The organism is Fortiea contorta PCC 7126 (genome assembly GCF_000332295.1).
Lineage (GTDB): Bacteria > Cyanobacteriota > Cyanobacteriia > Cyanobacteriales > Nostocaceae > Fortiea > Fortiea contorta.
The window spans coordinates 4,954,134-4,966,584 of the sequence record NZ_KB235930.1 but is presented as its reverse complement, the minus strand read 5'-3'; the positions used below and the strand labels follow the sequence as shown (position 1 = coordinate 4,966,584).

The 12,451-nt window shown below is 44.3% G+C and carries 8 protein-coding genes and 2 pseudogenes; 5 read left to right on the top strand and 5 right to left on the bottom strand.

The window, feature by feature from the left end; all coding sequences use genetic code 11:
* Nucleotides 1–10: 10 nt before the first annotated feature.
* Nucleotides 11–1,195, bottom strand: a complete 1,185-nt coding sequence (locus MIC7126_RS0123285) for an AbrB family transcriptional regulator (RefSeq protein ID WP_017655537.1) — start codon at nucleotides 1,193–1,195, stop codon at nucleotides 11–13.
* 396 nt (nucleotides 1,196–1,591) lie between these two features.
* Between MIC7126_RS0123285 and MIC7126_RS28215 the strand changes: the two are divergent.
* Nucleotides 1,592–1,854: pseudogene (locus tag MIC7126_RS28215) on the top strand (ribbon-helix-helix domain-containing protein).
* 225 nt (nucleotides 1,855–2,079) lie between these two features.
* Here MIC7126_RS28215 and MIC7126_RS0123275 read toward each other — a convergent pair.
* Complete coding sequence (locus MIC7126_RS0123275; protein ID WP_017655536.1) at nucleotides 2,080–2,418, bottom strand: hypothetical protein; 339 nt, start codon at nucleotides 2,416–2,418, stop codon at nucleotides 2,080–2,082.
* Nucleotides 2,419–2,678: 260 nt separating this feature from the next.
* Here MIC7126_RS0123275 and MIC7126_RS32090 point away from each other — a divergent pair.
* Nucleotides 2,679–2,834 (top strand): annotated as a pseudogene (locus MIC7126_RS32090) (heavy-metal-associated domain-containing protein); the annotation flags it as partial.
* Nucleotides 2,835–3,208: 374 nt separating this feature from the next.
* On the opposite strand, the gene MIC7126_RS0123265 reads toward MIC7126_RS32090, so the two are convergent.
* Nucleotides 3,209–5,365, bottom strand: a complete 2,157-nt coding sequence (locus MIC7126_RS0123265) for an FAD/NAD(P)-binding protein (RefSeq protein ID WP_017655534.1) — start codon at nucleotides 5,363–5,365, stop codon at nucleotides 3,209–3,211.
* Nucleotides 5,366–6,520: 1,155 nt separating this feature from the next.
* Here MIC7126_RS0123265 and pgmB point away from each other — a divergent pair.
* Entirely contained in the window at nucleotides 6,521–9,430 is a 2,910-nt protein-coding gene (gene pgmB, locus MIC7126_RS0123260) for a beta-phosphoglucomutase (RefSeq protein WP_051050413.1), read from the top strand.
* A gap of 11 nt (nucleotides 9,431–9,441) precedes the next feature.
* Nucleotides 9,442–9,576, top strand: coding sequence for a hypothetical protein (locus tag MIC7126_RS32305; RefSeq protein WP_274517497.1), 135 nt, complete (start codon nucleotides 9,442–9,444; stop codon nucleotides 9,574–9,576).
* 9 nt (nucleotides 9,577–9,585) lie between these two features.
* On the opposite strand, the gene MIC7126_RS0123255 is transcribed toward MIC7126_RS32305, so the two are convergent.
* Together MIC7126_RS0123255 and MIC7126_RS0123250 are read right to left on the bottom strand one after the other, a co-directional pair.
* Nucleotides 9,586–10,503 carry a glutaminase gene (locus tag MIC7126_RS0123255; RefSeq protein WP_017655532.1) on the bottom strand — a complete coding sequence of 306 codons (918 nt, stop codon included), beginning with the start codon at nucleotides 10,501–10,503 and terminating at the stop codon, nucleotides 9,586–9,588.
* Nucleotides 10,504–10,555: 52 nt separating this feature from the next.
* Nucleotides 10,556–11,341: a Uma2 family endonuclease gene (locus MIC7126_RS0123250; protein ID WP_017655531.1), complete on the bottom strand. Its 786-nt coding sequence runs from the start codon at nucleotides 11,339–11,341 to the stop codon at nucleotides 10,556–10,558.
* 101 nt (nucleotides 11,342–11,442) lie between these two features.
* Between MIC7126_RS0123250 and MIC7126_RS0123245 the strand changes: the two genes are divergently transcribed.
* Complete coding sequence (locus MIC7126_RS0123245) at nucleotides 11,443–12,420, top strand: nucleoside hydrolase (protein ID WP_017655530.1); 978 nt, start codon at nucleotides 11,443–11,445, stop codon at nucleotides 12,418–12,420.
* Nucleotides 12,421–12,451 lie beyond the last annotated feature (31 nt).

Here is a 12,451-nt window from a genome sequence, read left to right as displayed (position 1 = left end):
ACTAAAAAAATCAGACTTCAGCCTGCAGTTGACTATCAATTCGGCGAAAGATAAATACCCATATTGGTAGAGAACTATTAATCGCAATTAGTCGGATTAAATGACCAGTTGTGACAATTTCTACATTATGATTCAATGTGAGGGAGACGAGGATCATCTCTGCCGAGCCTCCTGGTGCTGTGACTAACATACAAGTTAACCAGTCCCAGTTGGTTAATTGCATGGCTAGGAAAGCAGCGATCGCTCCAGTCATCAGAGTCATCCCTACAGACAAGAAAGCATAAGCTATAGTCCGTTTGCGAAAAGCTGGTTTTTCTCCCCAATACTCGCCAATGGTAATTCCTAGCAGCATTTGTCCTACTATATTTACTAGTGGCGGTGGGCTAAAGCTGATATCACCAACAAAGGGTAGCCAATCTAGCAAATGGTTGAATGTAATCCCAATTAGCAGCGCCCCAAAAAAATCACCGGCGGGAATTTTGAATTTGATGGCAAAATAAACTACCAGTGCTGTGGCTGACAATACGAGTAACAATAATCCTAGTTGGGAAGGATTGCAAGTGAACAAGTTATTGATGGTGGGGAGTGGTTGCGAATAGGAGTAATTTCCTACCGATGACCGCGCAATGAAAGATATCAACACAACTACGGTTGTAACCCGCAGCGATTGCACCAAAGCTACTAAAGTGACATTTTTATTATAATCAGCTGCGATCGCCGCCATGACGCCCACACCGCCGGGAACTGTAGCCAACATCGCCGTTAATAGGTTGGTTTTACTGAGACGGGAGTAAATATAGCCGATGACACCACCGCACAAGATCAGGAAAAGTGTGAGCAAGACGAAAACTGGGATACCAGAAGCGACACTAGCTAGATGAGCTTTAGCAGTGGAAGCACCAACAGTTAAACCCACAAGTCCCATCCCCACCTTTCTTGCAGTTCGGTTTGGTTTGGGAGAATATTGGTAAAAAATTCGACATATTTGTAAAATAACAGTACCAGCGGCCATACCCCCAAATATCCAAGCTATACCACCAAAGTGGAACTCTACCAAAGCTAAACCCAGGGGTAGCGCTAGCAGCATTTCCCAGAAAAGGACGGCGATTTGCTTGACCAGCAGGTGTGTTTTGGCAGCAACTGGACTGGTAATGTTAGATTTTTCTAAAGTCGGGGAAACGCTAATTAAATTCATCTAAAGGGTTTCTGATTAGTTTAACTATGTACATCGATACAGGCGATCGCGCCGGATGCTGTGGGTCTGAACTTAGACTATCTCAACAATTACAAAAGAAGGGAACAGGGAACAGGGAACGGGAAACAGTATTTGTAGTGGCGTGACCGGGCTAAAATGTTGCATAGATTTTTATTTTTGTAGGGTGCGTTAACGAAGTAACGCACCGTCTCGACCTCCGCAGGCGGTGCGTTGCGCTCCGCGACAACGCACCCTACTATTGCACTATTTTAGCCTTGCCACGCCACTAGGTATAATACCCTATGAGAAGCGATTAAAAATGACCAGCATCCTCTAATAAAAATTGAATGCTGCTATAACAAGATTAAAGCTTTTCATAAGTTAAAAGTAAAAATCATGAATATCCAACTTCAACCTGAATTAGAGCAAATCATTGAAGCACAAATCGCTACAGGTAAATATAGCAATCCTGAAGAAGTAATTAGTAAAGCATTAAAGCTGTTATTAGAGTGGAAGGTTATCAACAGTGGATAGAAAAAACACGGCAAAAAGTTGAAGTAGCTATTGAACAATTGGATAGAGGGGAAGGAATACAAGGGGAAGTTGTAATTGAAAGATTGCGCTCTAAATTGCGTCAAGCGAAAGAGATACAGGAATGAAACAACATATTATCTCTCCAGAAGCCAGCCTTGATTTATCAGAAATTATTGATTATTTTACTATCAGAAATATGGTGTAATACCAATTTTCTAAAAGTCGGCTACAGATAAAGCCAGCAAAATATAGTCTTATTATCTCATCTGTAACCTTGTTTTGGAGAATTGGTATAACTAGGTAATCTTTTCTCACCCCACAAATATTATGCTATTACTCATTGCCTACTCTTAATCTTCATCAAGGGCTGGGAATGCTTCTTCCAAACGCCAAAGTTCGTCTTTATGTTCAATAAACCAAATGCGAGTTTCTACAGTTAATTGACTCCAAACGATTTCTATGGGTACGTGGGGAGATGCGTATTGATACTGTTTACCAAGGGATTTTAAATTTTCTGCGACGTCAAGGGGAATACCAAACTCTCGCCAGTCGATGATTAAATTTCTACCTGAAAGTCCTGCGTTCGGGTCAAAAACCAATTGTGCAGCTCTAATTAAATCAGCAAAATGTTTTGGTTTAAGTCCAGTTATCTGTTGAATTTGGAGTGATTCGTTATGCTCTTGAGACATGATCGCTGAAGGGTGAAGTGTGAAGTATGAAGTGTGAAGTATGAAGTATGAAGTGTGAAGTATGAAGTATGAGATAGCGTTTCTTGCTTTAGTGAGGTAGATTTCGTTGAGGTTAGGGGCTAGGAACTAGAGGGTGGAGGGTAGCCAGAGTGTACCTCAGGTAATTGGAAATTGTTATATTTACCCCATTTTTCTCAGTTTAGCGCATCTTTGAACTTTGGCGATCGCTCTTGACTCTCTAGTCCACTAGAGCATTGAAGATGAGAATAGTTATTAGTCAGGGAGTATTGATCATGGAAAGTACCAGATTGCAACTACGGGGTATGAGTTGCGCTTCCTGTGCCAAAAATGTGGAAAATGCGATTATTTCTGTTGCTGGGGTGAGTGCATGTAGTGTCAATTTTGGCGCGGAACAAGCAACGGTGGAATATGATGCTCGTAAAACTGATATCCCAACTATTCAAGCTGCGGTGTCGGTATCCCCATCGCCGCAGGGATTCTCTTTCCCTTTTTCGGCTGGTTACTTAACCCTATCATTGCCGGCGCAGCAATGGCTTTGTCTTCAGTTTTCGTAGTGACGAATGCGTTGCGCTTACGTAACTTTCGCCCTCGTAGTTCGTGATTCATATTATTTCATGAAAAGGCGTTGCTGAATGATGGGATGATTTTTTTCTCGCGCCTTTGCGTCTTTGCGCCTTTGCGCGAGATAAATTCATATTTCAATTCAGCAAGGCCTGAAATTGGACTTCCTCCCGCGTCTGTAGAAGAGATGGAATTATTGATATTGCGTTTAAATTTGGAAGTCTAAAGTAAATAAACCTCTACCACATTGTTGATTTGCGGGGACGGCTTCGAGGATCTTTTTGGGCATCGGCAAGTTAAGATTGTTCATTAGCTCGATAAACTCAGAGCGATCGCGTCCTGCAAATCGAGGATTCCAGGTTTTTTCTTCACCAATAGTCGATACTGTCCGTCCTTGATAGTCGTGACCGGGATAAACTAAGGTGTCGTCTGGTAAGGTGAACAGCTTTTGGGTGACGGCATCATATAATGAGCCAGGATCGCCATTTTGGAAATCAGTACGACCACAGCCTCGAATAAATAATGCATCTCCAGTTAATAGATGAGTACTGTTGACAAGATACGCCATGTGACTATCGCTGTGTCCTGGAGTAGCGATCGCCAGAATTTCTAAATTCCCCAATTGCAGTATGTTACCATCCCTGATGTAGCGGTCTGCACAGACGGCGGCGGCTTTTTCTGGTACAATTGCCAAGCAATCTGTCAGTTGTCTGAGTTTATCAGCCCCAGTCACATGATCAGCGTGAATGTGGGTTTCTAGGCAATATTTCAAAGTCAACCCCAATTCCCGCAACATCCGCAGGTCACGTTCCACCTGCTCTAACACCGGATCAACTAAAATAGCAGCTTTGGTTGACTGATCAGCAATGAGGTAAGTGTAGGTACTCGATTCTGGATCAAACAGTTGACGAAATAGCATAGCGGGTTTCTGCAACACGGTGAATGAATTGCTAAACCAATTCGGTTGAATAGCCACCGCAGGAAGGGAATTACTGGATTTGAGTAACTCTAGCGCCAATTTTGCCGCCTGTACCCGAATTTCTGGAACAGCAGTAGTTTCCCAAAGATTTGCTTTGCGGGGCGTTCCTATGGTATATAACATTTGAGAAATCTTGCCATCCGCAGCAATTAAGGCACCATTAGCAGCAGTATCGATTCCTATACCCAGTGCATGGGGACGAATTAACCCTTGAGTTTCCAAGCTAGCGATTAATGGTTGTTTTGCTCCACAATAATTGCCGTTGGCGCCTGTGCAGTTGATCACTCGATTAACTCGCAAAACTATATCTTCACCTGTTCCCCGTTCCCGAATTGTGACATTTAACTCGTTTTCTGTGGGCTGACAACTTTGAATGCGTCCCCCATAGTGGCGCAACTGACCAGATTCTACTGCTGCATCCAGTACATCAGCAATTTCTGGGGCGATGCGATGGCGGTGGACTTCCCAGTAAGCTTTAATGTGGCGGAGAAATCGCCGTTGTTCGGAGAGTGGGAGGGCTGACCAAAGTTGTGCTGTTAGGGGACGAAGAGAGTCAATTACCGCCCGCCAATTTTGACTCAAGCGCCCATGCTGGCGTATTAAATGCAGCAATTCCCGTGCTGTTTTCGGTGCAGTTTCCACATCGAGAAAAACTGGGTATGGGACTGTATTTTGGTGACGCACAGGCATCAATCCGTGACGCGAGACAGCATGGATTTTCCCTCGGAACCCTTTTTGATTTAAAGCTACCATTACATCCACCATCGTCAAGCCAGTGCCCACTAGGAGGATAGTATCTTCTGGGTGTAAAAGCGCGATCGCTTCTGGACTCCAAGCATCTTTGACGTAGGGATGAGCCACAGCTTTCAGCGGTTTAGGCAAAGTTGCGGGTAGATTTCCTAAAGCTAACACTGCTTTTTGCACATATAAGCACTCACCACTGCTTAAATAAATTGCGGTGCTGTGGTTGGTGGTTTCAATGGCGATCGCTTCGTCTATAATTTGTTCAAAGTGGACGCCAGGCGCTGCATTAGCGATCGCTGATTTTAAGGTGGCTTGGATATAATTACCATAAACCTGACGTGGAACAAAAGTCTTGGCTGTTACCTCTGGGTAGCCATGACGATGCAACCAATACAGAAAATGATCTGGTTGATCTGCGTAAGCGCTCATGTTCCCCGCTGGTACATTCAACAAGTGACAATCCACCTGTGTACTGTAAGCAACACCTCTACCCACTTCCTGACGACGTTCAATCAACTTGACAGATAAAGGACTAGTTGCATTTTGTAATAAATTTGCTACTACCAGGGAACCACTCAAACCGCCGCCAATAACAGCGATCGTCAAGGGAGAAACAGTCAGATTGAGAAAGTTACTATACATAAAACCTGTGAATTGCACTTGCTGGTTTCTACTGATTAATTTATGCCAATCAAATAGAAAATTCTGTCTTGTCTCATGTTTTAGAGAATAAATAAAATGTAATTCCCACTTATACCCATGAAAAATCGGGAATTCAATATTTCTTTGAGCTAGACTTTAGTGTTTTTTTGCTTCACAAGCTAAAACCCATTCTCCACGAGGATTTGAGCATTTGTGATTCCTCACTAAATATAGATTGCAGCTAAATCCGATAGAAATTTTGTTGTTTCTTATTTACCCCATCTTATTGGGATTTTATACAGATTTTTTCTCTGCTAATTGTCACTATTTGCTGACAGTTTTCACCGCAAATATCAACTTTCTTAAATACCCATAACTCACAAGGAAATGTGGGGAACAGTAGGGGCGCGGTCTTCGCATCCTCAACGGTCTTCGCGCCCTACATTGCCGTATCAGTTTTGTAAACATTTTTGAGGAGCCGTCAATATTAATTTTTGCTGATTATAATGCTATGTTATCTGCTGTTGTCGGACAAAAAAAAGTTTAATTAATTTCATTGTAAATATGGATAACGATTTAGTAATTTTCTTGACCAGCGCAGGTTTATTGATTCTCTACCTGATATTTTCGGCGCTAACGGAAATGGGTACTAAATTTCCTTGGAAAAAATATTAAAATTCCTCTTCCTCTTGTGGACGAGGAATTTGGTAATAGGTAATTAGCCTATTACACATTACCAAACCTGCATCTTTATACTGAGTGATTACGGTAAAATTGAATTATCAAAGTGATTGAAATTATTTTAGTTAACGTGATTGATTCAACAAAGTGCGCTTACACAGAGTTAATTATGGTAAAACAGTATCTGGTTAAAAATTATTAATTTATGGAATAAAATCAAAAAATATATAATCGCAGGATTTTTTTGGTTCGGACTTTGCTGTAATATAAGTTATTAATAAAATATTGCTTGAGAGGGATGAAAACGGGAATGTTTCTATTATCACCAACATGAATGTTTTCTAGTCAGGCTGCTTAAAAGTTAAAAAACTGAACAAAAATAGCCCATTACCTAGATAAAACCTCAAAATTAGTTTGAAAACTGAGATTTTATCTGGCTCAAACTATAGCCTTAGGAATTAGGTTCGATTACTCATGGTCAACGTATCCGCTCATCATCACCAATACAATCAAAACATGATTGCAGCCACAGACTGGAACGTTATTGAAACAGAATTTGACCCAGCGCAACTACACCATAAGGAAACCGTCTTTACTCTCAGCAATGGTTATTTAGGCACCAGGGGTACGTTTGAAGAAGGATACCCCGCAGATACTCCCGCAACTCTGATTCATGGTGTGTATGATGATGTCGCTATCACCCATAGCGAACTTGTTAACTGTCCGAATTGGTTGCCCTTGGCAGTAATAGTAGCAGGCGATCGCTTTACGATGGATAGTGGCGAGATTCTCCATTATGAACGGCGTCTAGATTTACGCTTGGGTATACTCAGCCGTGATGTGCGGTGGCGTTCTCCAAAAGGACATACTCTAGATTTGCACTTCGAGCGCTTCGCTAGTCTCGCAGACCAACATGTCTTAGCAATTCGCGCTGGATACACATCTTTAGATTTCCAGGGTGATATCACCGTAGAAATTGGATTAGATGCACAAGTAGACAACCAAGGCGTCAAACACTGGCGAACTCTCAACCAAAGCGGTGTAGAAGAAATTATTTGGCTCTATAACCAGACTCGCCACTCAGAAATTAAACTGGGGATGGCAGCAAAAATAGTGGTTGCGGGTGATGACACAGCATCTGTACGTCTAGAAAAAACTGATGCTTTCCCCACCTTAAAAGCAACCTGCAATTGTATTCCTGGAAAAACCGTGACTGTAGACAAGATTGTCACCGTTTTCACCTCCAGAGAAGCCGAAATCCCCATCGCCGCAGCACTAGAAAGATTAGCAGAAGAACCAAATTATCCCACCTTGCTAGCAGCGCACATCGCCGCTTGGGAAAAAGTCTGGCAAGACAGCGATATTATTATTGAGGGCGATCGCCAAGCTCAACTGAGTGTGCGATATAATCTCTTTCAACTCCTAGCCGTCACCCCGCGCCACGACACCCATGTCAGCATTCCTCCCAAAACCCTATCTGGTTTCGCTTACAGCGGACACATTTTTTGGGATACAGAAATTTTTATTCTCCCCTTCCTCACCCTCACCCAACCAGCCTTAGCCCGTAACCTCCTCACCTACCGCCACCACACCTTACCAGGAGCGCGACGCAAAGCCCAAGAAGCGGGATATCAAGGCGCAATGTATGCGTGGGAAAGCGCCAAAACTGGTGATGAAGTCACTCCCCGCTGGGTTCCCGATGCGAAAAAACCAGGAGAATTAATTAGAATTTGGTGCGGCGATATTGAAGTACATATTACCGCTGACGTTGCCTATGCTGTATGGCATTATTGGCAGCATACCCACGACCATGCATGGATGCGTGATTATGGCGCAGAAATCATCCTGGATACAGCGATTTTCTGGCAAAGTCGAGTGCAATGGCATCCACAGCGTCAATGTTACGAAATTTTGGACGTCATCGGCCCAGACGAGAATCACGATCGCGTCGATAATAACGCCTTCACCAACTTGATGGTACAGTGGCATTTACAATCAGCCCTAGCCGTGTGGGATTGGTTAAAGCAAACCTATCCAACCACAGCTGCCCAATTAGCACCAAAACTCAACTTAACCACAGAAAATTTACATCTTTGGGCAGAAATTCAAGAGCGTCTAGCTGTCACTCAAGACGCCGCAACAGGTTTAATTGAACAATTTGATGGCTTCTTCCAATTAGAAGATATCAACTTTGCCGATTATGAACCCCGCCACAAATCCCTGCAAAGTTTGTTGGGAATCGAAGCCACCAGCCAAAAGCAGATACTCAAACAACCAGATGTGTTGATGCTGCTTTACCTATTGCGTCAGCGTTACGACCATAAAACCCTCCAAAGCAATTGGGATTATTACAACCAGCGCACCGACCATACCTACGGTTCCTCCCTCGGCCCAGCAATTCACGCCATCCTCGCCTGTGACCTGAATCAACCAAGCCAAGCATACACCCACTTTTTGCGGTCAGCTTTGGTAGACTTAGAAGATGTCAGACTCAACGCTCATGAAGGAATTCACGCCGCTAGTGCTGGTGGAGTTTGGCAAGCTGTAGTATTTGGTTTTGCGGGGATTCGCATCACAGAATCTGGGCCGATGGCTTGTCCCAACCTCCCACCCAACTGGACAAGGTTGCAATTTCGCTTACAGTGGCGCAATCAGTGTTATGAATTTGATTTGCGTCCAGCCACAGCCATTGCTCGCCCGAAAATTACAGGCGTCATCTTTGATTTAGAAGGCGTGCTAACAGACACTTCCGAGTTACACTATCTCAGTTGGCAGCAACTCGCAGACGAAGAAGGCATTACCTTTGACCGAGAAACGCACAAAAAAATAGCCAAATTATCCCATCGCCAGACTCTAGAACAAATTTTAGGCGATCGCTCCACCACTGAAGCACAAATCCAAGAAATGATAGAGCGCAAAAACTGCTACTTCCTCAAACTCACACCAAACATCACCACCGCCGATTTACTTCCTGGAGTCGCCAACTTCCTACAAGAATTGCAAGCAGCAGGTATCAAAATAGCCTTGGGTTCCTCCAGTAAAAATGCTCAAGTTGTCATTCAACGCTTAGGTATTAGCCATCAACTAGATGCTGTCGCCGATGGTCATAGCGTCCCCCAAGCCGAACCCGCACCAGATTTATTCTTATTTGCAGCCGAACAACTGGGGCTAACAGCGTCAGAATGTGTCGTTTTGGAAGACGCCGCAGCCGGAATACAAGCAGCCAAATCCGCCGGGATGTTAGCTGTAGGGCTAGGGCCAGTTGAACATGTGGGTCAAGCTAATCTTGTTTTACCCAGCCTAGAAGGCGTGTGTTGGCAAGAATTGCAAGAACGAATCATCACCAGCAGAAAGCGAGAGTCTCTGGTTGGAGCGGCGTTGTAGGGAGTGGGGAGGTGGGGAGATGGGGAGATGGGGAGGTGGGGAGATGGGGAGTGTGGGGAGTCTCTTGTAAAAGTCCTTCTTTGCGTCTTTGCGCCTACCCTGCGGGAAGCCGCTCCGCGTCTATGCGTGAAACAAAAAAAGTCTAGCGCCCATAACTACGGACTAAAAACACTCAACTGCAAACTACCAGATAAAGCCTCAATAAAAGCGATCGCACCGAGTGGATTACCTACACTATCTAAAGGAGGACTATAACAGGCGATCGCTCCTACACGCGGTATCACCGCCAACAATCCACCACCAACCCCTGATTTCATCGGTAAACCAATTCTGATCGCAAACTCGGCTGAGGCTTGATACAGTCCACAAGTGAACATCACTCCATTGACAAGCTGGCAATTTTGCGGCTTCAACAGATGATTCTCAGCCGCTAAAAGTTTTCCTAGCAAGGCTAAATCTGCCACCTGCCCGGAAAGACAGCATATTTGTTCGTAGGTGTCAATAGCCGATTCAATATTTTCTAGATATCCGCTAGAGTGGAGATGATGAGCGATCGCTAAATTAGTTGGAGAGCGAGACAAGCGCACACAAGCCAGCATACTTTCATCCAAGGTGAGCTGACAACTAGCCAATTGATTCAGCCACTGACAAAATTGTTGTGTGCGTTGATTAGCATCCTTTCCTGGTAACTTATCCGCTAGAGTAATCGCCCCACTATTAATCATCGGATTGCGCGGGCGTCCACCGTCAGCGATGAGCTGTTCTAGAGAATTGAACGGAGCGGTTGACGGTTCCACCCCAACCCACTGCAAAACCTTCTCTGCTCCCAACTTTTCTAAAAGATAAAGCAGCAAAAACGGTTTGATCACACTCATCAGCGGAAACACACAAGCCGTATCCTGGTAGCCGATGCTTTCTCCTGTGGTACAACAAATATGCACCGCAAAATAACGCGGATCAGCCACAGCTAATTGGGGAATGCGATCGGGAACTAACCCTTTTGCAGCTTGGATTTGAGCTTGTTGTATCCAGGGCGATAAATCTTTGGCGGTGAGTTGACTAAGTTGTTTCAAAAGTGCGTCAAAGTTGAGTTTCTAGCTAGTCGTCCGAAAACTAATTCTACAATCATGATTCCACATCTGGATCAATACCTAATTGCCGCAGCTTTGCAGCTAGTGCTTCTTGACGCCGGCGTTCAACTTCCAGTTGTGCGATCGCATTATCAGCTCGTTGACGTTCCTGTTCTGCTCGTTGACGTTCCTGCTCCACTTGTTCGGAACTCCACAACAATAAATTACCCTCTTGATCCCACCACCGCAACCAGTAAATATTTAACCCTAAACGGGTTCCCTGCCAAATTCCCAAGAATAAATCTAACTCTCTGATCCAAAAATGACCTGATTCTGACGGTTGCTGCAAAACATATTGACCGTTTTCCAGATGACGCACTTCTAAAGTAACTTCATAAGGATTAAAAATTACATAGGTGGGAACTTGCAAGATGCGTTCATAAAAGTATAGTTTCCCGTAAGGAAAGGTGGGACGAATTGAATATTCCGCGTTATCAGTATCTGAGAGAAATTCCATCACCACAGCCACATTTTCACCTTCCGTATTCGGTGTGTAGCTGCGACGAATTACACCTGTACCCACAGGCGAGACACGGGGAAAATACAACCAATCTGGGGCTTTGACAACGGTTTTTTGATTAATATTCGCCACAATGCCAAAATTGGTTGCGACTAGCATGTGGGGTTGAATGCGATTTGTCGCACCCAGCGCATCTGTTAGCGCTGCTGCTAGGGAAGGCTGTTGAATATTTTCCACTGGGTCGTCGGGGAGAATAAAATCTTCGGGGAGTTTTTCCCAAGTCACTATAGGGCTTTGGTGCTGGGGTGCGGCTAGAACCATGATGGTTACACCAATATTGCTTGAGTGTTTGTGGAGCTAATAGCGGATATTTTACAGCATCAAATAACGGATAATTAGTACTTTAATATTTATCGTTAAATATGAAACTTCCCGCCATTCCCAAAATTATTCTTGATACTGACCCTGGTGGCGATGATATTTTTGCCTTGCTGTGGTTATTAAGCTTTGTCAACAGGGGATTAGCCGACTTGGTTGCTGTCACTTCTGTGGATGGTAATGTTTCTGCTCGCAAAACCTTCTCCAGTGCTAGTCAAATTTTAGGTTTGACGGGTTTTTCTCATATCGAAGTTGGGCGCCCAGTCCCTATCAAATCAGACACTAACCAGGACGCTGAACATATTCATGGTGCAGATGGCATGGGTAATTTATCTCAAACATTACCACCTCCTGAGCATCGATATGAGTCGGCACGCTATGCAGATGATTTGATTGTAGACCACCTCAACGCCGCTCCTGGCGAAATTACAATTGTGGCGATCGCTCCTTTGACTAACTTGGCGGCGGCTGAAGCCAAGCAACCCGGTATTTTGAAAAAAGCTCAAGAAATTGTCATCATGGGTGGAGCTTTCCAGTCTCCAGGAAATGTCACCCCTCATGCAGAGTTCAACATCTGGTTTAATCCCCAAGCCGCTGCAGTCGTCTTTGATAGCAGAGATGATATTGTGGTGCTACCGTTGGACGTGACACGACACCTAATTTTTACCGCAGACATGGCGCAAGCCTTGACACGCCAGCACCCTGATGGGAAAATGGCTCAGTTTTTACTAGCCTTGAGTGATTTCATGATTGGTACCGCTTTGCAATATCGAGAAACCGAGGGAATTCCAGGTTTTTTGGTGCATGATGCTGCCACTTTAGGATATTTATTTTATCCAGAAACACTGCTGCTGCGACGAGCGATCGTCCGTGTGGAAACTCAAGGGGAATGGACGCGGGGACAAACTCTCATGGATCATCGTCATCGACCTCAAGTTAATCCTAATGCTTGGGTGGCGCTGCAGGTAGATGTCAGGGGATTTTTCACCAGTTTTGTGGAAGATTTGCGAGCAATGATGTAGGGGGTAGGGAATAGGGATGATATTAAGGTGG

Excerpts from the sequence above, each read along its gene's own strand:
- MIC7126_RS0123275 (WP_017655536.1), bottom strand. The coding sequence starts at position 2,418 with ATGTCTCAAGAGCATAACGAATCACTCCAAATTCAACAGATAACTGGA.
- MIC7126_RS0123245 (WP_017655530.1), top strand. The coding sequence starts at position 11,443 with ATGAAACTTCCCGCCATTCCCAAAATTATTCTTGATACTGACCCTGGT.
- MIC7126_RS0123250 (WP_017655531.1), bottom strand. The coding sequence starts at position 11,341 with ATGGTTCTAGCCGCACCCCAGCACCAAAGCCCTATAGTGACTTGGGAA.
- MIC7126_RS0123285 (WP_017655537.1), bottom strand. The coding sequence starts at position 1,195 with ATGAATTTAATTAGCGTTTCCCCGACTTTAGAAAAATCTAACATTACC.
- pgmB (WP_051050413.1), top strand. The coding sequence starts at position 6,521 with ATGGTCAACGTATCCGCTCATCATCACCAATACAATCAAAACATGATT.
- MIC7126_RS0123265 (WP_017655534.1), bottom strand. The coding sequence starts at position 5,365 with ATGTATAGTAACTTTCTCAATCTGACTGTTTCTCCCTTGACGATCGCT.